Consider the following 24,929-nt stretch of genomic DNA (forward strand, 5'->3'; position numbering starts at 1 on the left):
ACCGACCTGGAACCCCCTATGACCTCCCTGGTGCCCGCGCACAATCCCAACACCACCGGCAAGCCCGCCGGCCGCATCCGCCAGAAGAACGAAGAAGTCATCATCGCCGCTGCCGAGCAGGAGTTCGCCCGGCACGGCTTCAAGGGCACCAGCATGAACGCCATCGCCCTGCGTGCCGGACTGCCCAAGGCCAACCTGCACTACTACTTCAGCAACAAGCTGGGGCTGTACGTCGCGGTGCTGAGCAACATCCTCGACCTCTGGGACAGCGCCTTCAACGCCCTGACCGTGGACGACGACCCGGCCGAGGCGCTGGCCCGCTACATCCGCGCCAAGCTGGAATTCTCGCGGCGCCAGCCGCTGGCCTCGCGGATCTTCGCCATGGAGGTGATCAGCGGCGGCCAGTACCTGGAGAAGCACTTCAACCAGGACTACCGCACCTGGTTCCGCAGCCGCGCCGCGGTGTTCGAGGCCTGGATCGCCGCCGGCAAGATGGACCCGGTGGACCCGATGCACCTGATCTTCCTGCTGTGGAGCAGCACCCAGCACTATGCCGACTTCAGCACCCAGATCTGCAAGGTCACCCAGAGCAAGCGGCTGACCAAGGATGACTTCGAGGTCGCCGCGCGCACCCTCACCCACGTCATCCTCAAGGGTTGCGGCCTGACGCCCCCGGCGGAGGCCTGATGCCCGTCACCCTGAGCGCGCCCTGCCAGTACCGCGAGGAAATCCGCAAGAGCCGCTTTCTCGCCCTCGCGGCCCCGGTCGCCGACGCCGCCGAGGCCCAGGCCTTCATCGCCGCCCACAGCGATCCGGGCGCCTCGCACAACTGCTGGGCCTGGAAGCTCGGCGGCCAGTACCGCTTCAGCGACGACGGCGAACCCGGCGGCACCGCTGGGCGGCCGATCCTCGCCGCCATCGAGGGCCAGGACTGCGACCGCGTGGCGGTGCTGGTGATTCGCTGGTACGGCGGCATCCAGCTCGGCACCGGCGGCCTGGCCCGCGCCTACGGCGGCTGCGCGGCCAAGTGCCTGCAGAACGGCGAGCGCGTCCCGCTGCTCGACCTGAAGCGCTTCGCCTGCCACCTGGAGTTCGCCGAGCTGGCGCTGTTCAAGTCGCGCCTGGGCGAATTCGCCGCGCGGCTGGAGGACGAGGCCTACGACGCCACCGGCGCCCGTCTCACCCTCGCCCTGCCGGCCGAGCAGGCCGAGGCGCTGCAGCGCCTGCTCGCCGACCTCAGCCGCGGGCGCAGCCGGCTGCAGGCCCTGGAGCCGGCATGAGCCACAAGCCACGCATCCACGCGCCGGCCATCCACTACTTCGACGTGGTGCGCCGCTGCCACTCGATCCGCGAGGCGGCGCGACGCCTCAACGTGGCCTCCTCGGCGGTCAACCGGCAGATCCTCAAGCTCGAGGACGAACTGGGCGCGCCGCTGTTCGACCGCCTGCCCGGCGGCCTGCGCCTGACCCCGGCCGGGGAGATCCTCGCCCGCCACGTCACCGTGGTGCTCCAGGACCTCGACCGGGTGCGCTCCGAGCTGGACGCCATGCAGGGCCTGCGCACCGGCCACGTGGAGATCGCCACCGTGGAAGGGGTCACCGCCGACCTACTGCCCTGCGTGCTGAAGAACCTCCGCGAGCGCTACCCGCAGGTCAGCGTCGGCGTCACCCTGCTCGGCTCCCAGGCGATCCCCGAGGCGGTGCTCAACGGCGACGCCGACCTCGGCCTGGCCTTCGCCCTGCCCCGCTGCGAGGAGCTGCAGCAGCTCTGCGTCGGGCACTTCCGCCTGGGCGCCATAGTCGCGCCCGAGCACCCGCTGGCGGCGCACCACGAGGTGAGCTTCGCCAGCTGCGCCGAGCACGGGCTGATCCTCGCCAAGAGCGAGCTGTCCATCTTCCACCTGCTCGCCCCGCTGCGCCGCCGGCTGCGCCAAGAGGTCCGCCCGGCGCTGGAGAGCGGCTCGGTGGAGCTGGCCCACCAGCTGGCCAGGCGCGGCATCGGCGTGGCCTTCCAGACCCGCATCGGCATCGAGGCGGAACTGGCCCGCGGCGAGCTGCAGTACCTCCCGCTGAGCGACAACGGCGGGGTGTACAGCGACCTCGGCCTCTACGTACGCGCCGGCCGCTACCTGCCGGTGGCGGTGGACGCCTTCGCCCGCCAGCTGGAGGCCGAGATCCGCCTCCGCGAGCAGCAGGAGCGGGCGCTCTTCGCCAGCCGATAGGCGCTTCGCCGGAGCCGTTCCATCGTGCCGCGCCCCAGCCGCGCGCTCCGCCCCGCAGGCCAGACGAGTCCCTGAACTCATTGACTTTCGGGTCAATCAGGCGCTGCCGAAACGGCATCGGCATGCTCGATATTCTGTTCTTTGGTGTTCAGCGGATTGTGCCGATACTGCCCTCGTTCGCCGTTTGCACCACCCATAACAAGAGAGCAACGCCGCATGAAGAACCCCCTGAAAGGCAGCGTCCTGCTGCTCGCCCTGCTCGGCACCGGTCCAGCCTCGGCCCTGGAGTGGATGAACAACAGCCTCGGCTTCCGCTACGGCGAAGGTTTCACCACCCCCAACAACCCGCACCGCATCGCCAAGCGCATCTACAGCGTCACTCACGCCAGCGGCTACCGCTACGGCAGCAACTACTTCCACCTCGACGTGCTGCTCTCCGACAGCGATGACCCGCGCAAGGGCACCGACCACGGCAGCAGCGAGGTCTACGCGGTTTACCGCCACCAGTTGTTCGCCTCCCGGGTGTTCGACCGCGACTTCGGCAACGGCCTGGTCCGCGACTACGCCCTCACCCTGGGTTTCGACGCCAGCCGCAACAACAACCTGGCCTCGGCGAAGAAGCGCGCCCTGGTCTTCGGCCCGACCCTGAAGTTCGACACCCCCGGCTTCCTCGACCTGAGCCTGCTCTACTACCAGGAGCGGAACCATTCCGGCATCCCCGGCGTGCGCCATCCCAACCACGACTTCGACGCCACCTACATGCTCAGCCTGACCTGGCTGCGGCCCTTCCAGATCGGCGAACACGACGCCAAGTTCCAGGGCTTCCTCAACCATACCGGCGAAAAGGGCGGCGACTACAACGACCGCGACACCGCCCCGGAGACCCTGATGCGCGCCGCCCTGATGGTGGCCGCACGACCGGGCAGCAAGGTCAGGCCAAACCTCTACCTGGGGGTCGGCTACGAGTACTGGCACAACAAGTTCGGTGTGGACGGCGGCCGCGGCAGCCGCACCTCGACGCCGACCCTGAACCTCGAGCTGAGCTTCTAGGCTCTGCTCGGGCGCCCCGCTCCCCGGTGACAAGGAACCAGGTTCGGCCGCGCCATCCCCGTCCGCGGCAGTCGGCCGCTATGCTGTAGAGCCTTTCCCCACGACGAGGAAACACCACCATGGCCAAATCCATCCTGCTCATCGGCGCCTCCCGGGGCCTCGGCCTGGGGCTGGCGCAGCAGCTGCACGCGGGCGGCTGGCAGGTCACCGCCACGGTGCGCGACCCGCAGCACGCCGAGGCCCTGCGCGCCCTGCCCGGGGTACGCATCGAGAGCCTCGACATCGACGACGCCAAGGCCCTGGAGAACCTGCACCAGCGCCTGCGCGGCGAGCTGTTCGACGTGCTCTACGTGAACGCCGGGATTTCCGGGCCGCAGCACCAGTCCCCGGCGATGGCCACCCAGGCCGAGCTGGGCCAGCTATTCATGACCAACGCGGTGGCGCCGCTGCGCCTCGCCGAACGCTTCGCCGCGCAGGTCCGCGAAGGCGGCACCGTGGCCTTCATGAGCTCGATCCTCGGCAGCATCGCCCTCAACGACAGCAGCCACCTGGCCCTCTACAAGGCCAGCAAGGCGGCCCTGAACTGCCTGAGCCGCGGCTTCCATGCCGAGCAGAGCGCGCGCCACCTGACCGTACTGTGCCTGCACCCCGGCTGGGTGCGCACCGAGATGGGCGGCCCGGATGCGCCGCTGGACGTGGCCACCAGCTGCGCCGGACTGGTCCGCCAGCTCGACGCACAGGCAGGCAGCGGCCAGCACCTGTTCCTCGACTACGCCGGCCAGCACCTGCCTTGGTAACGGCCGCGGAGCCCGACGCCAGCGCCGGGCCCCGCTACACTCCCCAATGACGAATCCGCTGACCGGAGCGCCCATGTACCACTGGCTCAATGCCCTGCCCAAGGCCGAACTGCACATCCACCTGGAAGGCGCCCTGGAGCCGGAGCTGCTGTTCCGCCTCGCCGAGCGCAACGGCATCGCCCTGCCCTGGGCTGACGTGGAGAGCCTGCGCGCCGCCTACGCCTTCGGCAATCTCCAGGAGTTCCTCGACCTCTACTACCAGGGTGCCGAGGTGCTGCGCACCGCCCAGGATTTCTACGACCTGACCTGGGCCTACCTGGAGAAGTGCAAGGAGCAGAACGTGGTGCACACCGAGCCCTTCTTCGACCCGCAGACCCACACCGAGCGCGGCATTGCCTTCGAGGCCGTGCTGGAGGGCATCAGCCAGGCGCTCAGGGACGGCCGCGAGCGGCTCGGCATCAGCAGCGGGCTGATCCTCAGCTTCCTCCGCCACCTGCCCGAGGAGGCGGCGTTCCGCACCCTGGAGCAAGCCCTGCCGTATCGCGACGCCTTCATCGCCGTGGGCCTGGACAGCTCGGAGAGGGGCTTTCCGCCGCGGTTGTTCGAGCGGGTGTTCGCCAAGGCGCGCAGCGAGGGCCTGCCGGCGGTGGCCCATGCCGGCGAGGAGGGCCCGCCGGAGTACGTCTGGGAGGCGCTGGACCTGCTCAAGGTCAGGCGCATCGACCACGGCGTGCGCGCCGCCGAGGATCCGCGGCTGATCCAGCGGCTGATAGACGAGCAGATCCCGCTCACCGTCTGCCCGCTGTCCAACGTCAAACTCTGCGTGTTCCGCCAGATGAGCGAGCACAACATCCTCGAGCTGCTGGAGGCCGGTCTGAAGGTCACGGTGAACTCCGACGACCCGGCCTACTTCGGCGGCTACGTCACCGAAAACTTCGCCGCCCTGCACGAGCATCTGGGGATGACCGAGGATCAAGCTCGGCGCCTGGCACAGAACAGCTTGGACGCCCGGCTGGTGCACTAGGCCCTAGGGTTTCTTCCTGCGCGGCCCGCTGGCGAAGCCGGGCATCTGCCGCACCGCCCTGACCTGCGGGCGGCTCGGCGCGGCCTCCTTCGGCGCTCCGGACTTCGCCGGGCGGGCAGGCTTCTGGACCTGAGCGGCCAGCCGGCTGCCAGGACCGCTGGCCGGAACCCGATGCTCCGGCTCGAAGCCCGGCTCCTCCTCACGTCGCAGGCTCTGGCGGATCAGGGTTTCTATGGCCGTCAGCCGTGCCACCTCGTCGGCGCACACCAGCGACAGCGCCTGGCCCCGTGCCCCGGCCCGCCCGGTGCGGCCGATGCGGTGCACATAGTCCTCGGCCTGGTTGGGCAGGTCGAGGTTGACCACCAGCGGCAGGTCGTCGATGTCCAGCCCGCGCGCCGCCACGTCGGTGGCCACCAGCACCTGCACGGCGCCTGCCCTGAAACGCTCCAGGGCGCGCAGACGGGCCGGCTGCGGACGGTCTCCGTGAATCCCCGCGGCGCTCACCCCCGCCGCCTCGAGCTGAGCGCAGAGCTGGTCGACGCCCTTGCGGGTCCTGGCGAACACCAGCACCTGCCCCCAGCGCCGCTCCTTCAGCAGGTGCAGGAACAGCTCGGCCTTGCGTCGCTTGTCCACCGCGATCAGCCACTGGCTGACGCTGGCCGCGGTGACGTTGCGCGGGCCGATCTCGATGCGCAGCGGCTCCTCCAGCAACTGACCGGCCAGCTCGCGCAGCGGCGCCGCGAAGGTCGCCGAGAACAGCAGGGTCTGCCGGCGCTTCGGCAGCAGGGCAAGGAGCTCGCGCAGCTCGGCGGCGAAGCCGAGGTCGAGCATGCGGTCGGCCTCGTCGAGCACCAGCACCTGCAGCTGGCGGAAGTGCAGAGCATTCTGCCGGTGCAGATCGAGCAGCCGCCCCGGGGTGGCGACCAGCGCATCGACGCCCTGGCGCAGCTGCAGCACCTGCGGGTTGATGCTCACCCCGCCGTAGGCCACCGCGCTGCGCAGCGGCAGGAACCGCCCGTAGCGGCGCAGGCTGGCGTGCACCTGCTCGGCCAGCTCGCGGGTCGGCACCAGCACCAGAGCGCGCACCGAGTTGGCAGCCATCCGCGGGCCCTGCCGGACCAGCAACTGCAGCAGCGGCAGGGCAAAGCCGGCGGTCTTGCCGGTACCGGTCTGCGCTGTGGCGAGCAGGTCGCGGCCGGCCAGTACGGCGGGGATCGCCTGCTGCTGGATGGCGGTGGGGGTCTGGTAGCCGAGCCCGGCGAGGGCGCGCTGCAGGGGCTCGATCATGCCGAGGGCGGCGAAGGTCATGGCGGGACAACCGGAGGGAATGGCCGAGCAGTCTACCCGAAGGGCACAACGGGCGCTCGCCCCGCGGACCGGCGCCTCAGTGACGCAGCAGTAGTTCGCCCTCGATGGGCACGAAGCGGTCGGCGGCGCGCACCAGCGCCTGGGCGGTGAGCTCGGCGACGCCGTACACCGTGGTAGCGACGCCGAAGCTGTCGCGCACCTTGTCGAGGAGGATGGCGAAGTCGCCGTCGCCGGAAGCCAGCACCACCTCGTCGACCCGCAGCGCGGCGTCCAGCACGTCGATGGTGATACCCACGTCCCAGTCGCCCTTGGCCGAGCCGTCGGCGCGCAGGATGAAGGGCTTGAGCTTCACGTCGAAGCCCAGGTTGCGGAGGATCTGCTGGAACTGCTGCTGCCTGGGATCGCCACGCTCGATGGCGTAGGCGTAGGCCTCGACGATCTGCCCGCGGCGGGCGACGTCCGCCCACAGGGCGGCATAGTCCAGGTGGCAGCCGTGCACCTGGCGCACCGTGTAGTAGAGGTTCTGCACATCGGCGAATAGGGCGACTCTTTTCACCGGCTGTCCTCAGGGCTTGGAAACCGGCAGGGTATCATTGTCGCCCGGTCCTTTGCCCGCCTGCTTGTCCATGTCCCTCTACGAACGCAACCTCGCCCTGCTGGAGCGCCATGCCATCCCCTACCGCCAGGTGGAGCACGAACCGGTGCTCGACTACCCCACCGCCCATGCCGTGCGCGAGCGCTTCGGGCTGCGCGGGGCGGAGAGCAAGAGCCTGTTCCTGCGCCTCAGGGACGGCCGCTACGCCATGCTGGTGACCCTGGAGAACGCCCGCGCCGACTGGGCGCAGCTCAAGGCCCTGCTCGGCGCCCGGCCGAGCATCGCCAGCGACGCCGAGCTGATCGCGCGCACCGGCTGCGTGCCGCAGTGCGCCTGCCCGTTCGGCCACGCCGCGGAGATCGCCCTGGTGCTCGACGAGGCGCTGTTCGCGCACAGCCACCTGCTCTACTCGCCCGGCCCGCCGACCCTGACCCTGGAGGTGGCCACCGCCGACCTGCGCCGGCTGGTCGAGCACCTGGCCAACCCGCTGTACCGCTACCGCTCCACCTGAACGCGCCGCGGGTTTGGAGGCGGCGCGGGCCTTCGGCTAAAGTGGCGGGCCCATTCACCTGCCATCCACCGCCGATGAATCCACTGCCGATCCTCCGCGACTCCTGGTACTTCTTCCGCCGCCACCTGCCGGCCATCGCCCGCCTGTGCCTGCCGCTGGTGGCCCTCGAATGCCTGGCCCGCTACTGGCTGGTGGTCAGCCTGGGCGACGGCGCGCCACCCTACGCCGACCTGCTGATAGGCCTGCTGTTCTACCCGGTGTACACCGCCGCGCTGATCCTCTTCCTCGACGCCCGCAGCCGCGGTGTCGAGCCCCGCAACCGCGAGCTGCTGGCCAGCGCCCTCGCCCTCTGGCCGCGCCTGGCGCTGCTCACCGCCCTCAGCAGCCTGCTGATCATGCTCGGTGCCTCTCTGTTCCTGCTGCCGGGGCTGTGGGCGATGATCAAGCTGTGCTTCGCCGAGTACCTGCTGGTGCTCGACCGGCAGACGCCGCTGGGCGCCCTGCAGGACAGCTTCCGCCTCACCAGCGGGCGCTTCTGGCTGATCCTGTTCAGCGTGCTGGCGGTGATGGTGCCGCTGTGGGCCTTCGACTGGCGAGTGTTCCCGCTGCTCGGCACGCCGGACGAAAGCCTGCTGCCGCTACTGGTGGACTGCCTACGCAGCTTCCTGCAACTGTTCGCCAGCGTGGTGGTATTCCGCCTCTACATGCTTGCCCGACCGGACGCCTACGTCATGCGCCCGGCGGAATGAGCCGGCCTAGCGCGACGGCCTGAGGCCAGAGATGCGCGGCAGCAGGATCCGCTCGAACAGCCGCGGGAAGTATCGGGCCAGAAGCCGCGCCCGCCAGTCCACGTTGGACAGCACCAGCAGCCGGCGGCGGCGCAGCGCCCCCTGGTAGATGGCCTCGGCGACGTCCTGGGGCGCCGCCACCTTGCCGATCGCCAAAGGCGGATGGCGAGTCACCGAGCCGTCGCCGACCAGGGCGTTCTTGCGCAGGTCGGTGGCGGTGAAGCCGGGGCAGACCAGCATCACGTTCACCCCGGAGCCCTTGATCTCGTGGCGCAGGGTGTCGAACAGCCCGTGCAGGGCGTGCTTGCTGGCGTTGTAGGCGCTGCGGTAGAGCAGCGGGGTGAAGCCGGACAGCGAGCTCAGCACGATGATCTGCCCCTGGCGCTCCAGCAGGCTGGGCAGCGCCGCCTTGGTGCAGTGCAGGGCGCCGAAGAAGTTCACCGCCATGACCCGCTGGAAGACCCGCAGGTCGGTTTCCGCGAAGGTGCTGCGGTGGGTGATGCCGGCGTTGTTGATCAGCACATCGATGCCGCCGAAGCGCTCCAGCACCTGCTCGATGGCGCGGCTCACCTGCTCCGCCTCGGCCACATCGCAGGGCAAGCCGATGGCCTCGGCATTGAGGTGGTCGGCCAGGTGGCGCACCAGGCTGTCCAGCGCCGCCGGGTCGAGGTCGAGGATCGCCAGCCGCGCCCCGGCCCGGGCCATGCGCAGCACCAGCGCGCGACCGATCCCCGAGCAGCCGCCAGTGACCACCACCACCTTGCGCTGGAACACCTTGCTGGCGAACACCTTGCGGTACATGGCGACGCCTAGAGGCCGTTGTGGGTACCGTCGCAAAACGGCGGGCTTTTGGTGCGCTTGCAGCCGCAGAAGAACAGTGCGTCGTCCGCCTCGGCCTCGAAGCGCAGCGGGGTGAGCCCCGTACCCTTGTGCGAACCGTCGCAGAATGGCTGGCTGGCGCTGCGCCCGCAGCGGCACCAGAAATACACCTGCCCGGCCGTCACCTCCACCCGATAAGGGCCACGCTGGGCGATCACAGGCTCGCTCATGGACACATGCCTCCACAGGCTCAGGTATGCTCTGTCGTCCTCAGGATAGTCCAAGCTCCCTGGAAGCCCATGCCGCGCCTTGTCCGACCTATCCTCCTCAGCCTGCTGGCGGTCGCCGGCAGCCTGGCGGCCATCGTCTACGCCCTGACCTGGCACCCGGCCGAGCGCGAGGCGCTGGCGGTGAGCTGCCACGCCCAGGCACCGGAGCTGCAGCCCGGCCAGGCGCTCAAGGTGATGACCTGGAACCTGCAGTTCCTAGCCGGCAAGCGCTACCTGTTCTGGCACGACCTGCCCGACGGCAGCGGCCCGGACCTGCGCCCCACCGCCGCGGACCTGGCCTTCACCCTCGACGAGGTGGTGCGGGTGATCCGTGCCGAGGCGCCGGACCTGGTGCTGCTCCAGGAGCTGCACGACGGCGCCCGGGCCACCGACTACCAGGACCAGCTGGCCCTGCTCCGCGAACGGCTCAGCGACCTCTACCCGTGCAGCAGCCAGGCCTTCTACTGGAAGGCCGCCTTCGTGCCGCACCCGAAGATCCTCGGCAGCGTCGGCATGAAGCTGGCCACCCTGAGCCGCTTCCGCATCGAGCGCGGCGAGCGCCTGCAGCTGCCGCTCGCCCCGGCCGATCCGCTGCGCCGTCAGTTCGACCTCCGGCATGCCCTGCAGACCAGCGTGCTGCCGCTGCGCGGCGGCGGCCGGCTGGTGGCGGTCAACACCCAGCTGGACGGCTTCGCCGGCGGCGATACCCTGCGCCGCCAGCTGCAGGCCAGCCGCGCGCTGCTCGACCGGCTGCAGGCGGACGGCAGCCTCTGGCTGTTCGGCGGCGACCTCGGCCTGCTGCCGCCCGGCCAACAGCGCCGACTGGCCGCCCAAGGACTGGCCGAGCCAGCGACCGCAGACGCCTGGGAACTGCTCGCCGGCTACCCGCTGATCCCCAGCCTGGCGGAAGCCGACGGCCGCAACCAGGCCGCTTGGTACAGCCACTTCCCCAACGACCCGCGAGTCCGCGCCCCGGACCGCACCCTCGACTACCTGCTGCACAGCCCGGCCCTGGTGCGCCTGGACGCCGGGGTACGCCGCGCCGACACCCTGCAGATATCCGACCACCTGCCGCTGATCGCCCGCTTCCTGCTGCCGGCCCCCGAGGCCACTCCGGTCGAAGGGCAGGGGGAAACCGCCAGTCCTAACCTCTGATGGGCTGGCAAATAGCAGTGCATCGGGCACACTACCGTGCCTCGAAAACGATAAGACGGCTGTATGCCGCGAACCCCAGATGCTGAAAACCGCCCGCCTGCTGCTGGCTTTGCTACTCGTTCCCTGCCTGCCCTGCCTGGCCGCGCCGCCGGTCAAGGTCGGCTTCTACGATTTTCCACCGTCCATCTACACCGACGCCGACGGCTTCCCCCAGGGACCGATGGTCGAGGTGGTGCGCAAGGTCTTCGCCCGCGCCGGCTACCGCCTGGAAACCCGCTCGCTGCCCAGCGCGCGCATCTACGCCGGGCTGCAGAACGGCAGCGTGCAGGTCTGGCTGGGCCCGGCCAAGGAGCAGCTCAGCGAACACGTGCTGGTCGGCCGCAACCGCCTGGCGGAGATCGTCCTCAACCTCTACTACCGGCCGGACACCCCCGAGCCCAGGCTGCCGGACGACCTCAAGGGCCGCGCGCTGGTGATGCTCAGCGGCTACAACTTCGTCCCCGACATCTCCCGCTACCTCGAGGCCCCCGAGCTGGGCATCGTCCAGCACCGCACCAGCACCCACCGCGCGGCCCTGGAGATGCTCCTGCGCCAGCGCGGCGACTACCTGCTCGACTACGCCATGACCGTGGACAGCGCCGCCCGGGAGCTGGGCGTGCCGGTGCCGCCGCACGTCGAGCTGCTGCGCCTGCCGGTGTACTTCCTGGTCTCCCGCCACCAGCCGGACGCCGAGCGCCTGCTGGAGGCCCTGGATAGCGCCTACGAGGCGCTGCGCGCCGAAGGCGAAGACCTCGTCGTCACGCCCTGAGTCAGCGCCGCGGCTTGGCCCGCGCGGTGGGCTCGGCGATCAGCGGATCGTCCGGCCAGTAGTGCTTGGGATAGCGGCCCTTGAGATCCTTCTTCACCTCGGCGTAGGTGTTGGCCCAGAAGCTCGCCAGGTCCTGGGTGACTTGCACCGGGCGGTGCGCCGGCGACAGCAGGTGCAGCTTGACGATCTGCCGGCCGCCGCCGATGCGCGGCGTCTCGGCCAGGCCGAACAGTTCCTGTAGGCGCACCGCGAGCACTGGCGGATCCTCGGCGTAGTCGATGGCGATCCGCGAGCCGGAGGGCACCGTCAGGTGGGTGGGCGCCAGCTCGTCGAGGCGCTGCGGCAGCGGCCAGGGCAGCAACCCGGCGAGGATCCCGGGCAGATCCAAGGCGGCGAAGTGGCTGATCCGGCTGACCCGGTCCAGCCAGGGCAGCAGCCAATCCTCCAGGCTCGCCAGCAGGGCCGCGTCGGAGACGTCCGGCCAGTCGCTGGCGCCCTTCTCCGCCAGATCCAGGCGGCGCAGCAGGAGGATGCGCGCCTGCCACTGGCGCAGCTGCGGAGTCCAGGGCAGCAGCTCCAGGCCCTTGCGCCGCACCAGGCCAAGCAGCGCCCGGCCGCGCGCCGCGGCGTCCAGCTCCGGCAGCGGTTCGCGGGCCAGCACCAGCTCGCCGACCCGACGCTGGCGCTCGGCGCGCAGCACGCCCTCGCGCTCGTCCCAGTCCAGTTCGTCGAGCAGCGTCACCTGCTCGGCGAGTACCGAGTCGAACAGCGCCGGATCCAGATCGGCGGCCAGGTAGATGCGCTCCTCGCGCTGCCCCTGGCGGCTGCCCAGGTCGGCGATCACCAGCCATTCGTGCTTCATCAGCGCGTCGCTTTCCGCGAACTGCGCGGCGCGACCGTTGGCCAGCCGGTAGTCGGCGCCGCCGGCGCGGCGCTGGCGGGCCACTCGATCGGGATAGGCGAAGGCCAGCAGGGCGCCGAGCCAGCGCGGATGCTCGGGATCGACCACCGCCTCGGCGCCGCTCCTGGGCAGCAGGACGCGCAGCTGACGGGCCACCTGGCGGACGCGCTGCACGCCGCCCGCGCCACGCCCGCCGCGCAGCAACTCCAGGCGGCCGTGCAGGTCGGCGCCGCCGCCGCGCTGGAGGTCGCGCTCGCCAAGCAGCGCGGCGAGGTCGCAGGCCAGCTCGCCGAGGCCCAGGGCCTGACCGCGCAGCAACAGGTGGGCGATGCGCGGGTGGGTCGGCAGGCGGCTCATCGCCAGGCCGTGAGGGGTCAGCGCGCCGCGTTCGTCGAGGGCGCCAAGGCGCTGCAGCAGGTCGCGGGCCTGTGCCTGGGCGGCGGCGGGCGGCACGTCCAGCCAACGCAGTTCCTCGGCGGCCACGCCCCAGCGGGCCAGTTGCAGCACCAGCCCGGCCAGGTCGGCCTGGAGGATTTCCGCGCTGTCGTAGGCCGGCAGTTGCTCGTGCTGGGCCTGCGACCACAGCCGGTAGCAGACGCCCGGCTCCAGGCGCCCGGCACGGCCGGCGCGCTGGGTGGCGCTGGCCCGAGAGATGCGCTGGGTGGCCAGGCGGGTCATGCCGCTGCCCGGGTCGAAGCGCGGCACCCGCGCCAGGCCGGCGTCGATCACCACCCGTACGCCGTCGATGGTCAGGCTGGTCTCGGCGATGTTGGTGGCCAGCACCACTTTGCGTTTTCCCGCCGGCGCCGGCTCGATGGCGGCGCGCTGGGCAGCCAGATCCAGCTCGCCGTGCAGCGGGCAGATCAGGAGGTCGGCTCGCTCGCCCAGCTGTTCGGCCAGCCGCTCGGCGACGCGGCGGATCTCTGCCTGGCCGGGGAGGAACACCAGCAGGCTGCCGCGCTGCTCGGCGAGAGCCTGCAGCACCGTCTGCACCACCCGCGGCTCGCAGGCCTCGCCGGGCTGGAAGGGCGCGCCCCAGACGATCTCCACCGGGAACATGCGGCCCTCGCTGCGCACCACCGGGGCGTCGTCGAGCAGCGCCGCGAGCCGCTCGCCCTCCAGTGTGGCAGACATCAGTAGTACCCTGAGCGGGCTGTCACGCAGCAGCTCGCGGCCGTTGAGGGTCAGCGCCAGGGCCAGGTCGGCGTCCAGGCTACGTTCGTGGAACTCGTCGAAGATCACCAGGCCGACGCCGTCCAGCGCCGGGTCCTCCTGCAGGCGGCGAGCGAGGATGCCCTCGGTGACCACCTCGATGCGGGTGCGCGGGCCGACCCTGCTGTCCAAGCGGATGCGGTAGCCGACGGTCTCGCCGACCTGCTCGCCCAGCTCGCCGGCCAGCCGCTCGGCGGCGGCGCGGGCGGCCAGCCTCCGGGGTTCGAGCATGAGGATCGACTGCCCGGCCAGCCAGGGCTCGTCGAGCAGGGCGAGCGGCACCCGGGTGGTCTTGCCGGCGCCGGGCGGGGCCTCCAGCACCACTTCGTCGCGCGCGGCCAGGGCAGCGCGCAGATCGGTCAAGACGGCATCGATGGGCAGGGCAATCATGGTCACTCCAGCGGCAGAGGCGGCGATTATAGCGGTGAAGCGCCGACCACCTCGCATCCGGCCAGGCAACCGCGCCGGGCCCCTTGCGCCAGGACGGTGCGGACGCACCAGCGACGAGCGGTGCCGGTACCGAAATAGGCCGACGGGCTTCGACCAGCGCCCCACCGGCCGCGGCCGATCTGCCCGTCGCGTGGGAAATCCCCCGCCTGGCCAGCATCTTGCAGTGGAGGCCCCAACTCCACGACTTCCCTATTCCGGGTCGCCGTCCGTCCTGATCCCCCCGGAGGTGTCACCTTGGCTTCCTATACCTTGCGTCAGCTCAAATACTTCGTCACCGCCGTCGATTGCGGCAGCATCGCCGAGGCCTCGCGCAAGCTCTACATCACCCAGCCCTCCATCTCCAGTGCCATCAAGGGGCTGGAAGACAGCTTCGGAGTGCAACTGCTGATCCGCCACCATGCCCAGGGCGTGTCCCTAACCCCCGGCGGCTCCCAGTTCTACCGCAAGGCGCAGGAACTGCTGCGCTTCGCCCATGAGTTCGAACAGAATGCCCTGGCCGACAACGACATGGTCGGCGGGCAGATCGACATCGGCTGCTTCGAGGCGGTGGCGCCGCTGCACCTGCCGCGGCTGATCGCCGGCTTCAACCGGAAGTACCCCGGCGTGAAGATCCGCGTCCACGACGGCGAGCAGCAGGAACTGGTGCAGGGTCTGACCGGCGGCCGCTTCGACCTGGCGATCCTCTACGAGCACGATCTGGACGCCACCATCGAGACCGAGCCGTTGATGCCGCCGCAGCAGCCCTACGCACTGGTCCCCGAGGGACACCGCTTCGCCGCCCAGAAGCGCGTGTCGCTGCGTGATCTGGTGCTGGAGCCGATGATCCTCCTCGACGTGCTGCCCAGCCGTACCTACTTCATCAGCATCTTCGAGGAACTGGGCCTGCAGCCGAACATCGTGTTCAGCTCGCCGTCCATCGAGATGGTGCGCGGCATGGTCGGTCAGGGCTTCGGCTTTTCCGTGCTGGTCACCCACCCCAAGTCCGACGTCACCTACGACGGCCAGCAGGTGGTCTGCGTGGACCTCACCGAGCAGGTCACCGGCTCCGGGCTGGTGGCCGCCTGGCTGAAGCGCGCGCACCTGACCAAGCCGGCCCAGCTGTTCGTGGATTACTGCAAGACGCAGCTGGGGCACAGCGAAGAGCTGCGCCTGGCAGCAGCCTGAACGCCCGCCCCTGGGGGAGCCGCCGGGCTCCCCACCCCTCCCGCCTCGGGCCAGGCGAACCGGCACGCTGAACCTCTGCCCCGCCGCGCATTCCAATGGGCATGGACCCGCCGTCCGTCGGGCCGCTCCCGCGGCCAACTTGGTATAGTTGACGGATTTCGAGGAGGAGATGCCTATGCGCTTGCAGTCCCGACTGATCGGTGGCGTCGTGGCCACCGCCCTGCTCACCCAGCTCGCCGCCTGCGGCACCCTGTTCTACCCCGACCGCCGCGGGCAGATCGAAGGTCGCATCGACCCGGTGATCGTCGCCCTGGACGCCATCGGCCTGCTGTTCTACGTGATCCCCGGACTGATCGCCTTCGGCATCGACTTCGCCACCGGCGCCATCTACCTGCCTGACGGGCAGACCGCCCAGGTGGATCCGCAGCATCTCCGAGAGGCCATCGGCGCCGACGGGCGTATCGATCGCACGCAACTCAAGGCGCTGATCCTCCGCGAGACCGGCCGCGCGCTGCCGCTCGACGACCCGCGCCTGCTGGAGCGCAGCGGCAGCCTGCAGCAGCTCGCCGCCTACGGCCTCGAGCCGCGGGCCTGAACGGAACCGGCCGTCTATGGCAGTGACCAGCCAGCAGCACGCCCGCCTGCTGCGCCAGGCCACCCTCGCCTCGCTGGCGGTGGCCTCCGTGCTGATCCTCGCCAAGGGCCTGGCCTGGTGGCTGAGCGGCGCGGTCAGCCTGCTCGCCGGGCTCACCGACTCGCTGCTGGACGCCGTCGCCTCCTTCATCAACCTGCTGGCGGTGCGCTACGCCCTGCGCCCGGCCGACGACGACCACCGCTACGGTCACGGCAAAGCCGAGGCCCTGGCCGGCATCGCCCAGGCCCTATTCATCGGCGGCAGCGCGGTGCTGATCGGCATCCAGGCGGTGGAACGCCTGCAGCAACCGCAGCCACTCGCCGCCACCGGGCTGGGCGTGGCGGTGATGCTGCTGTCCCTGTTGCTCACCGTCGCCCTGCTGCTGTTCCAGCGCCACGTGATCCGCCAGACCGGCTCCACGGCGATCCGCGCCGACGCCCTGCACTACCGCTCCGACCTGCTGCTCAACTCCAGCATCCTCCTCGCCCTGCTGCTCAGCGCCCTCGGCATCGTCCGCGCCGACGCGCTGTTCGGCCTGGGCATCGCCGTCTACATCCTGTGGAGCGCGCTGCGCATCGCCCGCGAAGCCACCGCGGTGCTGATGGACGAGGAGCTGCCCGCTGAGCTGGGCTGCCGCATGCTCGAGCTGGCCCGCGCGGTGCCCGGGGTGCTCGGCGTGCACGACCTGCGCACCAGGGTCTCCGGCAACCGCTGGTTCGTGCAGATCCATGTCGAGTTGCCCGGCGAGATGAGCCTCGACGAAGCGCACCGTCTCGGCCAGCAGGCCGCCGAAGCGATCCGCCAGGCCTATCCGCGCGCCGAGGTGATGGTGCATACCGACCCGAGTCGCCCCACTGGCCCGGCCGATTCCCAGACGAGTGGGTGACCGGGCGCTCCCCTGACCTGTCGCGCGCTTTTCCCGGTGGACGGGAATCCTGCGCCCGGAAGATTGTCTCAGGCTAGGCGCAGCCATCGACAACGGAGCATCGCCGGCAACCGGTTCCAGGGCACACGGCCAACGACCTCGCCGCCCCGCTGGAACAGGCCGCAGCCGGTCGCCAGGCGGCCCCCGGGCACGAAAAAAGGGCCCCGCGGGGCCCTTTCTCGTGCAGCGCTGCCGTCGTCAGACGCCGGAGGCTTCCGCCGCCGCCACGTCCTTCATGGACAGCTTGATGCGGCCGCGGTTGTCCACGTCCAGCACCACCACCTTGACCTCCTGACCTTCCTTGAGGACGTCGGTGACCTTCTCGATGCGCTGGTCGCTGATCATCGAGATGTGCACCAGGCCATCCTTGCCGGGCAGGATGTTGACGAAGGCACCGAAGTCGACGATGCGCTCGACACGGCCGGTGTAGACCTTGCCGATCTCCGCCTCGGCGGTGATCGCCAGGACGCGCTGCTTGGCGGCCTCGGCGGCCTCCTTGGTCTCGCCGAAGATCTTCACGGTACCGTCGTCCTCGATATCGATCGAGGCCTTGGTTTCGTCGCAGATGGCGCGGATGGTGGCGCCGCCCTTGCCGATCACGTCGCGGATCTTGTCCGGATCGATCTTCATGGCCAGCATGGCCGGGGCGTTGGCCGAGAGCTCCTTGCGGGACTCGGAGATCACCTGGTTCATCTGGTTGAGGATGTGCAGACGAGCTTCCAGAGCCTGCTGCAGGGCGATTTCCATGATCTCTTCGGTGATGCCCTGGATCTTGATGTCCATCTGCAGCGCGGTGACGCCCTTGGCGGTACCGGCCACCTTGAAGTCCATGTCGCCCAGGTGGTCCTCGTCACCGAGGATGTCGGTCAGCACGGCAAACTTGTCGCCTTCCTTGACCAGCCCCATGGCGATGCCGGCCACCGGGGCCTTCATCGGCACGCCGGCGTCCATCAGCGCCAGGGAGGCGCCGCACACCGAGGCCATCGAGGAGGAACCGTTGGATTCAGTGATCTCGGACACCACGCGGATGGTATAGGGGAACTCGTCTTCCTTCGGCAGCATCGCCTGCACGCCGCGGCGGGCCAGACGGCCGTGACCGATCTCGCGGCGACCCGCGCTGCCCATGCGGCCACACTCGCCCACCGAGAACGGCGGGAAGTTGTAGTGCAGCATGAAGCTGTCCTTGCGCTCGCCTTCCAGGGTGTCGAGGATCTGCGCGTCGCGGGCGGTGCCCAGGGTGGCGACCACCAGGGCCTGGGTCTCGCCGCGGGTGAACAGCGCCGAGCCGTGGGTCTTGTCGAGTACGCCGACTTCGATCTTCAGCGGACGCACGGTGCGGTTGTCGCGGCCGTCGATGCGCGGCTTGCCGTCGACGATGTTCTGGCGCACGGTGCGGTACTCGATCAAACCGAAGGCGTCCTTGACCTCAGCGGCGGACGGCTTGCCCTCTTCCTCGCCGGCGAAGGCCGCCACGGCCTGCTCGCGCAGCTCGTCGAGACGGTTGTAGCGGTCCTGCTTGACGGTGATGGTGTAGGCCTGGGAAATGGCCGCGCCGAACTCGGCCTTGATGGCTTCCAGCAGGGCGGTGTTCTCCGCCGGCGGAGTCCAGTCCCAGGCCGGCTTGCCGGCTTCCGCGGCGAATTCCTTGATGGCCTGGATGACCGCCTGGAATTCCTGGTGGGCGAACAGCACGGCGCCGAGCATCTGGTCTTCGGTCAGCTCCTGGGCTTCCGATTCCACCATCAGCACGGCTTCCTCGGTACCGGCCACCACCATGTCTAGACTGGAGGCCTTCAGCTGCTCGTAGGTGGGGTTCAGCAGGTAGCCGGTTTCCGGATGGAAAGCCACGCGGGCGGCGCCCACCGGGCCGTTGAAGGGAATCCCGGAGATCGCCAGAGCGGCGGAGGTGCCGATCATGGAGGCGATGTCCGGATCGGTCTTCTTGCTGGTGGACAGCACGGTGCAGATCACCTGCACCTCGTTCATGAAACCTTCGGGGAACAGCGGGCGGATCGGCCGGTCGATCAGGCGCGAGGTCAGGGTTTCCTTCTCGGAGGGACGCCCTTCACGCTTGAAGAAGCCCCCAGGGATCTTGCCGGCGGCGTAGGTCTTTTCCTGGTAGTGCACGGACAGCGGGAAGAAGCCCTTGCTCGGATCGGCCTGCTTGGCGGCGACCACGGTGACCAGCACGGTCACGTCATTGTCGATGGTGACCAGCACGGCGCCGGTGGCCTGGCGGGCGATGCGCCCCGTCTCGAGGGTCACGGTCGACTGGCCGAACTGGAATTTCTTGATTACCGGATTCACGGTGTTTTCCTTCTCTTCATTGCCTTGGGGGAAATCGCTGGAAGTGCCGGGAGTCGGACCCGGAACAGTCCCAGAAAAGCTCGAAGCTGGAAGCGAAAAGCTGGAAGCGAGCGCGAGGTCTCACTTCCAGCTTCCAACTTCCAGCTTCCAGCCCACCGCGTCTTAGCGACGCAGACCCAGACGACCGATCAGGGCGCTGTAACGAGTGGTGTCCTTGCTCTTCAGGTAGTCCAGCAGCTTGCGACGCTGGTTGACCATGCGGATCAGACCGCGACGGCTGTGGTGGTCCTTGGCGTTGGCCTTGAAGTGCTCCTGCAGCTTGTTGATGTTGGCCGACAGCAGTGCGATCTGCACTTCCGGCGAGCCGGTATCGTTTTCAGACTGCTTGTACTCGTTAACGATCTGGGCTTTTTCTTCGACGCTCAGTGCCATTTTTGGGCTCCTCGAGTGAACAGGCCGGGAGAGACTCCCGTGTTTAAAGAAGAGGTATGACCGTGCCTGTTGACAGCCACCCTCGCTCGGTCACGCGGACCGAATCAGTCGACGCGGCGCGATCCGCCCGTCTTCGCTCACCTCACCGATGCCGATGAAGCGGCCAGTATGATCCTGTACCCGGACCATGCCGTACTTCGGCGCTTCCGGAGCGCGCACCGGCTGCCCATGCAGCCAGTAGTACGCACTGTGCTCGGAGAACTGCAGTAGCGGCCAGTGGGTCAGCCCACTGTCGCAGGGCAGCAGGAAGCGGTCCAGGGCCTCGCAGCCATCAGCTTCCTGCACACGGATCAGCTCGTCGAGGCTGACCGCCTGCTCCAAGCGGAAGGGGCCGGCCTGGGTGCGGCGCAGCTCGGCGACATGGGCGCCGCAACCGAGCAACTGGCCGATGTCCTCGACCAGGGTGCGAACGTAGGTGCCCTTGCTGCAGGCCACCGCCAGGCGGGCCTGGGTCCCTTCGAAGGACAGCAATTCCAAGCGATTAATAGTAACAGAACGCGCCTCGCGCTCCACTACCTCGCCGGCCCGCGCCAGCTTGTAGAGCGGCTGGCCGTCGCGCTTGAGAGCCGAATACATCGGCGGTATCTGCTTGATTTCCCCGCGGAATTTCTCCAGGGCCGCCTCCAGCTCAGGGCGACCAACGGTCACTTCGCGGCGCTCGACGACCTCACCCTCGGCATCCCCAGTGGTGGTGGTCACCCCCAGCTGCACCAGGGTCTCGTAACCCTTGTCGGCGTCCAGCAGGTACTGGGAGAACTTGGTCGCCTCGCCGAAGCAAAGCGGCAGGACGCCGGTGGCCAACGGATCGAGGCTGCCGGTGTGCCCGGCCTTCTCGGCATTCAACAGCCAGCGGACCTTCTGCAGCGCGGCGTTGGAGGTGAATCCCCGGGGCTTGTCGAGGACGATGATGCCGCTGACATTGCGGCGGATACGTTTGACCTGCGCCACGCTCAGTTATCCCGATGCTTGTTGTCTTCCGCCACGGCGCGATCGATCAGCGCCGACAGGTGGGCGCCGCGGGCGATGCTTTCGTCATAGTGGAAATGCAGCTGGGGCACGCTGCGCACCTTCATCACCTTGCCCAGGAGCATGCGCAGGTAGCCGGCGGCATCCCGGAGGATCTCCAGGTTGCGCTCGACCACCTCGCCGCCATCGGCGCCCATCACGGTGATGAACACCTTGGCGTGGCCCAGGTCGCGGGTCACCTCGACCCCGGTGATGGTGATCATGCCCAGGCGCGGATCCTTGACCTCGCGGCGGATCAGCTCGGAGAGCTCTCGCTGCATCTGGTCGCCGAGCCGCTGGGTACGACTGTAGTCTTTGGCCATAACTCTGCCTCGAGCCGCACGGGGCAGCTCAGAAAATCATCAAACTGCAAAACCAAACGGCAAGCCCAGTCGATGGCCAGGCCATCCCATGGAGCTTGCCGCTTGCTGTCTGCCTCCAGGCGTCAGAGCGAACGCGCGACCTGAACCTTCTCGTAGACCTCAATCTTGTCGCCGACCTGGACGTCGTTGTAGCTCTTCACGCCGATGCCGCACTCCATGCCGCTACGCACTTCGGCGACGTCGTCCTTGAATCGGCGCAGTGACTCCAGCTCGCCCTCGAAGATCACCACGTCGTCGCGCAGCACGCGGATCGGGCGATTGCGGTAGACGGTACCCTCGATCACCATGCAGCCGGCGATAGCGCCGAACTTCGGCGAACGGAACACGTCGCGCACCTCGGCGACGCCGAGAATGTTCTCGCGCACATCGCTGCCCAGCATGCCGGTCAACGCTTTCTTGACGTCATCGATGATGTCGTAGATCACGTTGTAGTAGCGCATGTCGAGGCCTTCCTGCTCGACGATCTTCCGGGCGCCGGCATCCGCACGCACGTTGAAGCCGAACAGCACGGCGTTGGAAGCCAGTGCCAGGTTGGCATCGCTCTCGGTGATGCCGCCGACGCCGCCGCCGATCACCCGTACCTGCACCTCGTCGTTGCCGAGGGTGGCCAGGGAGCTCTGCAGCGCCTCCAGGGTACCGCGCACGTCGGTCTTGAGGACGATGTTGAGGGTCTTCTTCTCGTCCTGCCCCATGCTTTCGAAGATGTTCTCCAGCTTGGCGGACTGCTGGCGGGCCAGCTTGACCTCGCGGTACTTGCCCTGGCGGAACAGCGCCACTTCGCGAGCCTTGCGCTCGTCGGCGACCACGGTCAGCTCGTCGCCGGCATCCGGGGTGCCGTCCAGGCCGAGGATCTCCACCGGGATGGACGGACCGGCTTCCTTGATCTGCTTGCCGTTCTCGTCGAGCATGGCGCGGATGCGCCCGTAGTTGGAACCGACCAGGGCCATGTCGCCCTGACGCAGGGTGCCGTCCTGGACCAGCACGGTTGCCACCGGACCACGGCCCTTATCCAGGCGCGACTCGATCACCACGCCGCGGCCCGGGGCGCTCGGAGTGGCCTTCAGCTCCAGCACCTCGGCCTGCAGCAGCACGGCTTCGAGCAGCTCGTCGATGCCGGTACCGACCTTGGCCGACACATGCACGAACTGGGTGTCGCCGCCCCACTCCTCGGGAATCACATCCAGCGCGGCCAGGCCGTTTTTGATGTTGTCCGGGTTGGCTTCCGGCTTGTCGATCTTGTTCACCGCGACCACGATGGGCACGCCGGCCGCCTTGGCGTGCTGCACGGCTTCCTCGGTCTGCGGCATCACGCCGTCATCGGCCGCCACCACCAGGATGACGATGTCGGTGGCCTTGGCACCACGGGCACGCATGGCGGTGAACGCGGCGTGACCGGGGGTGTCGAGGAAGGTCACCATGCCGCGATCGGTTTCCACGTGGTAGGCGCCGATGTGCTGGGTGATGCCACCGGCCTCGCCAGCGGCCACCTTGGTGCGGCGGATGTAGTCGAGCAGCGAGGTCTTGCCGTGGTCGACGTGGCCCATCACGGTCACCACCGGGGCGCGCGGCACGGTCTCGCCACCTTCGAACTTCAGGGACTCGGCCAGTTGCTCCTCGAGAGCGTTCTCGCTGATCAGCTTGACCTTGTGGCCGAATTCCTCGGCGACCAGCTGGGCGGTTTCCTGGTCGAGCACCTGGTTGATGGTCACCGGGCTGCCCAGCTTGAACATGAACTTGACCACGTCTGCGGCCTTGACCGCCATCTGCTGGGCCAGTTCGGCTACGGTGATGGTCTCGCCGATGCTTACTTCGCGCACAATGGGTCCTGTCGGGTTCTGGAACCCGTGCTGGTTACGTTTCTTCAGCTTCGGCTTGCCACGACCGCCGCCGCGCCGGAAGCCCTCGGCATCCTCGTCGACGTTGCGCACCGAGACGCGCGGGGCCGGATTCTTGTCCTTGAGGCTGCTCCGATGAGCGGAATTCTTGCGGTCGACGCGGCGCTCGTCCTCGACGCCCCGGGCACGTTCGGGGCGCCGCGGCTCTTCCTTCTTGCGCTCGGCGACCGGAGCAGCGGCCGGGGCCTCGACCACCGGAGCAGGCTCATCAGCGGCCTGGGCCTGCTGGGCTGCCTGTGCCGCAGCCGCGGCGGCCTCGGCAGCCGCCTTGCGGGCAGCCTCCTCTTCCGCCGCCTTGCGGGCGGCCTCTTCCTCAGCGGCCTTGCGGGCAGCCTCTTCGGCGGCGCGCTGCTGCTCCTCCAGCTCGCGGCGACGCTCGGCCTCGAGCTCCTCGGCACTGCGCTTGACGAATGTCTTCTTCTTGCGCACTTCGACGCTGATGGTCTTGCTGCCACCCAGCTTCAGGGTGCTGGTGGTCTTGCGCTGCAGGGTGATCTTGCGCGGCTCCTCGAGCTTGTCGCCGTGGCTGCGCTTGAGATAGGTCAGCAGCGCCTGCTTCTCGCTATCGGTAACGACCTGGTCGGCGGCGGTGTGCGGCAGACCCGCCTCGCGCATCTGCTGCAGCAGGCGTTCTACTGGTGTGTCGACCACTTGGGCCAGTTCTTTCACCGTGACTTGCGTCATGCACTTCTCTCCTCAGACCGCAACTTACTCGAACCAGTGGGCTCGGGCGGCCATGATCAACTTGCCGGCGCGTTCCGCGTCGATACCCTCGATTTCCAGCAGGTCGTCGATCGACTGCTCGGCCAGGTCTTCGCGGTTCAGTACGCCCCGCACGGCCAGTTCGTGCGCAAGCGCCTTGTCCATGCCCTCCAGGGAGAGCAGGTCTTCGGCCGGCTGGGCATCAGCCAGCTTCTCCTCGTTGGCGATGGCCTTGGTGAGCAGGCGATCCTTGGCCCGCGAGCGCAGCTCGTTGACGATATCCTCGTCGAAACCGTCGATGCTGAGCATCTCTTCCATCGGCACGTAGGCGATCTCTTCCAGGGTGGTGAAGCCTTCCTCCACCAGCACCTGAGCCAGCTCCTCGTCGACCCCCAACTCGTCGATGAACGACCGCATGATGTCGCCGGTCTCGGCCTGCTGCTTGGCCTGGATGTCGGCCTCGGTCATCACGTTGAGGGTCCAGCCGGTCAGCTGGCTGGCCAGGCGGACGTTCTGGCCGCCGCGACCGATGGCCTGGGCCAGATTGTCCTCGGCGACGGCGATGTCCATGGCGTGGGCGTCCTCGTCGACGATGATCGCCGCCACTTCCGCCGGCGCCATGGCGTTGATCACGAACTGCGCCGGGTTCTCGTCCCACAACACGATGTCCACGCGCTCACCGCCCAGTTCACCGGATACCGCCTGGACACGCGAGCCGCGCATGCCGATGCAGGCGCCCTGCGGGTCGATGCGCTTGTCCTTGGAACGCACGGCGATCTTGGCGCGGGAACCCGGGTCGCGGGCAGCGCCCATCACCTCGATGAGCTCCTCGGCGATTTCCGGCACTTCAATGCGGAACAGCTCGATCAGCATCTCCGGCGCGGTGCGCGAGAGGATCAACTGCGGGCCGCGGTTCTCGGTGCGGATTTCCTTGAGCAGGGCACGCACGCGGGCGCCGACGCGGAAGGTCTCACGCGGAATGATGTCCTCACGGGCCAACAGCGCCTCGGCGTTGTTGCCGAGGTCGACGATCACGTTGTCACGGGTCACCTTCTTCACGGTGCCGGAGATGATCTCGCCCAGGCGCTCGCGGTAGGCCTCGACCACCTGCGCGCGCTCGGCTTCGCGGACCTTCTGGACGATGACCTGCTTGGCGGTCTGCGCGGCGATGCGGCCGAACTCGATGGACTCGATCTTCTCCTCAAGCACGTCGCCGGGCTTGGCTTCCGGCTGGCGTTCCTGGGCCTGGGCCTGGGTCAGCTCGGCGGCCGGATTCTCCAGCTGGTCGTCTTCGACCACCGTCCAGCGGCGGAAGGTGTCATAGCTGCCGGTCTGGCGGTTGATCGCCACCCGCAGATCGACTTCCTCGTCGAAACGTTTCTTGGTCGCCGTGGCCAGGGCCAGCTCCAGCGCTTCGAAAATCACGCCGGGCGGCACGCCCTTCTCGTTGGAAACCGATTCAACAACCAGCAGTACTTCTTTGCTCATCGTACGCCTCGCCTTTCGCAATCCAT

Annotated in this window: 24 protein-coding genes; 13 read left to right on the forward strand and 11 right to left on the reverse strand. The window is 68.8% G+C overall.

Annotation, left to right across the window (positions count from 1 at the left end):
- The first annotated feature begins 18 nt into the window (after window positions 1-18).
- From H165_RS0103045 to H165_RS0103070, 6 genes are all read left to right on the forward strand, one after another.
- Entirely contained in the window at window positions 19-687 is a 669-nt protein-coding gene (locus H165_RS0103045; protein ID WP_017937434.1) for a TetR/AcrR family transcriptional regulator, read from the forward strand.
- Window positions 687-1,280 (forward strand): IMPACT family protein, encoded by a 594-nt coding sequence (locus H165_RS0103050; RefSeq protein WP_017937435.1) that lies wholly within the window; start codon window positions 687-689, stop codon window positions 1,278-1,280. Before H165_RS0103045 ends, H165_RS0103050 begins: the two co-directional genes overlap by 1 nt.
- Window positions 1,277-2,221: a LysR family transcriptional regulator gene (locus H165_RS0103055; protein WP_017937436.1), complete on the forward strand. Its 945-nt coding sequence runs from the start codon at window positions 1,277-1,279 to the stop codon at window positions 2,219-2,221. The genes H165_RS0103050 and H165_RS0103055 overlap by 4 nt, the downstream gene beginning before the upstream one ends.
- A gap of 216 nt (window positions 2,222-2,437) precedes the next feature.
- Complete coding sequence (locus H165_RS0103060; protein WP_017937437.1) at window positions 2,438-3,271, forward strand: hypothetical protein; 834 nt, start codon at window positions 2,438-2,440, stop codon at window positions 3,269-3,271.
- 119 nt (window positions 3,272-3,390) lie between these two features.
- Window positions 3,391-4,068, forward strand: a complete 678-nt coding sequence (locus H165_RS0103065; RefSeq protein ID WP_017937438.1) for an SDR family oxidoreductase — start codon at window positions 3,391-3,393, stop codon at window positions 4,066-4,068.
- A 73-nt stretch (window positions 4,069-4,141) separates the two neighbouring features.
- Window positions 4,142-5,092 carry an adenosine deaminase gene (locus H165_RS0103070; RefSeq protein WP_017937439.1) on the forward strand — a complete coding sequence of 317 codons (951 nt, stop codon included), beginning with the start codon at window positions 4,142-4,144 and terminating at the stop codon, window positions 5,090-5,092.
- Window positions 5,093-5,095: 3 nt separating this feature from the next.
- Here the strand turns inward: H165_RS0103070 and H165_RS0103075 are convergent, their stop codons facing one another.
- Window positions 5,096-6,400, reverse strand: coding sequence for a DEAD/DEAH box helicase (locus H165_RS0103075; protein WP_017937440.1), 1,305 nt, complete (start codon window positions 6,398-6,400; stop codon window positions 5,096-5,098).
- Window positions 6,401-6,476: 76 nt separating this feature from the next.
- The gene (locus tag H165_RS0103080) at window positions 6,477-6,956 is read right to left on the reverse strand and encodes a LabA-like NYN domain-containing protein (RefSeq protein WP_026146319.1); all 480 of its coding nucleotides are present in this window, start codon (window positions 6,954-6,956) and stop codon (window positions 6,477-6,479) included.
- 70 nt (window positions 6,957-7,026) lie between these two features.
- Here H165_RS0103080 and H165_RS0103085 point away from each other — a divergent pair, with 70 nt between their 5' ends.
- Window positions 7,027-7,506, forward strand: a complete 480-nt coding sequence (locus tag H165_RS0103085) for a YbaK/EbsC family protein (RefSeq protein ID WP_040640576.1) — start codon at window positions 7,027-7,029, stop codon at window positions 7,504-7,506.
- 74 nt (window positions 7,507-7,580) lie between these two features.
- Entirely contained in the window at window positions 7,581-8,255 is a 675-nt protein-coding gene (locus H165_RS0103090) for a hypothetical protein (RefSeq protein WP_017937443.1), read from the forward strand.
- Between the two features lie 6 nt (window positions 8,256-8,261).
- Here the strand turns inward: H165_RS0103090 and H165_RS0103095 are convergent, their stop codons facing one another.
- Window positions 8,262-9,095: an SDR family oxidoreductase gene (locus H165_RS0103095; RefSeq protein ID WP_017937444.1), complete on the reverse strand. Its 834-nt coding sequence runs from the start codon at window positions 9,093-9,095 to the stop codon at window positions 8,262-8,264.
- 8 nt (window positions 9,096-9,103) lie between these two features.
- Window positions 9,104-9,343, reverse strand: a complete 240-nt coding sequence (locus H165_RS0103100) for a CDGSH iron-sulfur domain-containing protein (protein ID WP_017937445.1) — start codon at window positions 9,341-9,343, stop codon at window positions 9,104-9,106.
- 69 nt (window positions 9,344-9,412) lie between these two features.
- Here H165_RS0103100 and H165_RS18315 point away from each other — a divergent pair, with 69 nt between their 5' ends.
- Window positions 9,413-10,537, forward strand: a complete 1,125-nt coding sequence (locus tag H165_RS18315) for an endonuclease/exonuclease/phosphatase family protein (RefSeq protein WP_017937446.1) — start codon at window positions 9,413-9,415, stop codon at window positions 10,535-10,537.
- A 79-nt stretch (window positions 10,538-10,616) separates the two neighbouring features.
- On the forward strand, window positions 10,617-11,345 hold the full coding sequence (locus H165_RS18320; RefSeq protein WP_017937447.1) for a substrate-binding periplasmic protein: 729 nt from the start codon (window positions 10,617-10,619) through the stop codon (window positions 11,343-11,345).
- Window position 11,346: 1 nt separating this feature from the next.
- Here the strand turns inward: H165_RS18320 and hrpB are convergent, their stop codons facing one another.
- Complete coding sequence (gene hrpB, locus H165_RS0103115) at window positions 11,347-13,848, reverse strand: ATP-dependent helicase HrpB (RefSeq protein WP_017937448.1); 2,502 nt, start codon at window positions 13,846-13,848, stop codon at window positions 11,347-11,349.
- A gap of 294 nt (window positions 13,849-14,142) precedes the next feature.
- Between hrpB and H165_RS0103120 the strand changes: the two genes are divergently transcribed.
- From H165_RS0103120 to H165_RS18325, 3 genes are all read left to right on the forward strand, one after another.
- The gene (locus H165_RS0103120) at window positions 14,143-15,072 is read left to right on the forward strand and encodes a LysR family transcriptional regulator (protein ID WP_017937449.1); all 930 of its coding nucleotides are present in this window, start codon (window positions 14,143-14,145) and stop codon (window positions 15,070-15,072) included.
- 175 nt (window positions 15,073-15,247) lie between these two features.
- A complete protein-coding gene (locus H165_RS0103125; protein ID WP_017937450.1) occupies window positions 15,248-15,667 on the forward strand; it encodes a hypothetical protein in 420 nt (139 codons plus the stop codon).
- 16 nt (window positions 15,668-15,683) lie between these two features.
- Complete coding sequence (locus H165_RS18325; protein WP_017937451.1) at window positions 15,684-16,592, forward strand: cation diffusion facilitator family transporter; 909 nt, start codon at window positions 15,684-15,686, stop codon at window positions 16,590-16,592.
- Between the two features lie 237 nt (window positions 16,593-16,829).
- Here H165_RS18325 and pnp read toward each other — a convergent pair whose 3' ends face one another.
- From pnp to nusA, 6 genes are all read right to left on the reverse strand, one after another.
- Window positions 16,830-18,938, reverse strand: coding sequence for a polyribonucleotide nucleotidyltransferase (pnp, locus tag H165_RS0103135; RefSeq protein ID WP_017937452.1), 2,109 nt, complete (start codon window positions 18,936-18,938; stop codon window positions 16,830-16,832).
- A gap of 162 nt (window positions 18,939-19,100) precedes the next feature.
- A complete protein-coding gene (gene rpsO / locus H165_RS0103140; RefSeq protein ID WP_017937453.1) occupies window positions 19,101-19,370 on the reverse strand; it encodes a 30S ribosomal protein S15 in 270 nt (89 codons plus the stop codon).
- A gap of 90 nt (window positions 19,371-19,460) precedes the next feature.
- Complete coding sequence (truB, locus tag H165_RS0103145) at window positions 19,461-20,378, reverse strand: tRNA pseudouridine(55) synthase TruB (protein WP_017937454.1); 918 nt, start codon at window positions 20,376-20,378, stop codon at window positions 19,461-19,463.
- A 2-nt stretch (window positions 20,379-20,380) separates the two neighbouring features.
- Window positions 20,381-20,758, reverse strand: a complete 378-nt coding sequence (gene rbfA / locus H165_RS0103150) for a 30S ribosome-binding factor RbfA (protein ID WP_017937455.1) — start codon at window positions 20,756-20,758, stop codon at window positions 20,381-20,383.
- Window positions 20,759-20,880: 122 nt separating this feature from the next.
- Window positions 20,881-23,397, reverse strand: coding sequence for a translation initiation factor IF-2 (gene infB / locus H165_RS0103155; protein ID WP_017937456.1), 2,517 nt, complete (start codon window positions 23,395-23,397; stop codon window positions 20,881-20,883).
- 24 nt (window positions 23,398-23,421) lie between these two features.
- On the reverse strand, window positions 23,422-24,903 hold the full coding sequence (nusA, locus tag H165_RS0103160) for a transcription termination factor NusA (RefSeq protein ID WP_017937457.1): 1,482 nt from the start codon (window positions 24,901-24,903) through the stop codon (window positions 23,422-23,424).
- Window positions 24,904-24,929 lie beyond the last annotated feature (26 nt).

Source organism: Pseudomonas thermotolerans DSM 14292 (assembly GCF_000364625.1).
In the GTDB taxonomy this organism is placed as follows: Bacteria; Pseudomonadota; Gammaproteobacteria; order Pseudomonadales; family Pseudomonadaceae; genus Aquipseudomonas; species Aquipseudomonas thermotolerans.

What these genes read in the sequence shown, in the direction of transcription:
- H165_RS18325 (WP_017937451.1), top strand. Translation starts at nt 15,684, where the DNA reads ATGGCAGTGACCAGCCAGCAGCACGCCCGCCTGCTGCGCCAGGCCACC.
- rbfA (WP_017937455.1), bottom strand. Translation starts at nt 20,758, where the DNA reads ATGGCCAAAGACTACAGTCGTACCCAGCGGCTCGGCGACCAGATGCAG.
- H165_RS0103095 (WP_017937444.1), bottom strand. Translation starts at nt 9,095, where the DNA reads ATGTACCGCAAGGTGTTCGCCAGCAAGGTGTTCCAGCGCAAGGTGGTG.
- H165_RS18320 (WP_017937447.1), top strand. Translation starts at nt 10,617, where the DNA reads ATGCTGAAAACCGCCCGCCTGCTGCTGGCTTTGCTACTCGTTCCCTGC.
- H165_RS0103125 (WP_017937450.1), top strand. Translation starts at nt 15,248, where the DNA reads ATGCGCTTGCAGTCCCGACTGATCGGTGGCGTCGTGGCCACCGCCCTG.
- H165_RS0103060 (WP_017937437.1), top strand. Translation starts at nt 2,438, where the DNA reads ATGAAGAACCCCCTGAAAGGCAGCGTCCTGCTGCTCGCCCTGCTCGGC.
- nusA (WP_017937457.1), bottom strand. Translation starts at nt 24,903, where the DNA reads ATGAGCAAAGAAGTACTGCTGGTTGTTGAATCGGTTTCCAACGAGAAG.
- H165_RS0103055 (WP_017937436.1), top strand. Translation starts at nt 1,277, where the DNA reads ATGAGCCACAAGCCACGCATCCACGCGCCGGCCATCCACTACTTCGAC.
- H165_RS0103090 (WP_017937443.1), top strand. Translation starts at nt 7,581, where the DNA reads ATGAATCCACTGCCGATCCTCCGCGACTCCTGGTACTTCTTCCGCCGC.
- H165_RS0103100 (WP_017937445.1), bottom strand. Translation starts at nt 9,343, where the DNA reads ATGAGCGAGCCTGTGATCGCCCAGCGTGGCCCTTATCGGGTGGAGGTG.
- H165_RS0103085 (WP_040640576.1), top strand. Translation starts at nt 7,027, where the DNA reads ATGTCCCTCTACGAACGCAACCTCGCCCTGCTGGAGCGCCATGCCATC.
- H165_RS0103045 (WP_017937434.1), top strand. Translation starts at nt 19, where the DNA reads ATGACCTCCCTGGTGCCCGCGCACAATCCCAACACCACCGGCAAGCCC.
- H165_RS0103050 (WP_017937435.1), top strand. Translation starts at nt 687, where the DNA reads ATGCCCGTCACCCTGAGCGCGCCCTGCCAGTACCGCGAGGAAATCCGC.
- H165_RS18315 (WP_017937446.1), top strand. Translation starts at nt 9,413, where the DNA reads ATGCCGCGCCTTGTCCGACCTATCCTCCTCAGCCTGCTGGCGGTCGCC.
- hrpB (WP_017937448.1), bottom strand. Translation starts at nt 13,848, where the DNA reads ATGATTGCCCTGCCCATCGATGCCGTCTTGACCGATCTGCGCGCTGCC.
- H165_RS0103070 (WP_017937439.1), top strand. Translation starts at nt 4,142, where the DNA reads ATGTACCACTGGCTCAATGCCCTGCCCAAGGCCGAACTGCACATCCAC.
- rpsO (WP_017937453.1), bottom strand. Translation starts at nt 19,370, where the DNA reads ATGGCACTGAGCGTCGAAGAAAAAGCCCAGATCGTTAACGAGTACAAG.
- H165_RS0103075 (WP_017937440.1), bottom strand. Translation starts at nt 6,400, where the DNA reads ATGACCTTCGCCGCCCTCGGCATGATCGAGCCCCTGCAGCGCGCCCTC.
- infB (WP_017937456.1), bottom strand. Translation starts at nt 23,397, where the DNA reads ATGACGCAAGTCACGGTGAAAGAACTGGCCCAAGTGGTCGACACACCA.
- H165_RS0103065 (WP_017937438.1), top strand. Translation starts at nt 3,391, where the DNA reads ATGGCCAAATCCATCCTGCTCATCGGCGCCTCCCGGGGCCTCGGCCTG.